Source organism: Psychromonas arctica, from assembly GCF_038155225.1.
Classification (GTDB): Bacteria; Pseudomonadota; Gammaproteobacteria; order Enterobacterales; family Psychromonadaceae; genus Psychromonas; species Psychromonas arctica_B.
Genome location: NZ_JBAKBA010000179.1, coordinates 1 through 238 on the forward strand (window position 1 = coordinate 1; position 238 = coordinate 238).

Annotated in this window: 1 protein-coding gene; it reads right to left on the bottom strand. The window is 44.5% G+C overall.

Features of this window, described 5'->3' with window-relative positions:
• Window positions 1–238, bottom strand: a 238-nt coding sequence (locus V6255_RS18225) for an RNB domain-containing ribonuclease (protein WP_341629404.1), incomplete at both ends; no start/stop codon positions are given.

A 238-nucleotide genomic window follows, 5' to 3' on the forward strand; every position in this document is an offset into this window, starting at 1 on the left:
AATGACCGTCTTGTCCAATCACCATTTCGCTAACCATACAGAGACGGTCATCTTGTGGGTTTAATGAACATAAACCGTTTGATAACACTTCAGGTATCATTGGAATAACTTGATCTGGGAAATAAACAGAGTTACCACGATTAACGGCTTCTTTATCTAGGATAGTGCCTGTGCGAACGTTAGAGCTCACATCGGCATTCGCTACGCATAAGGGCCAACCGCCCCCCGGTTGTTTTTG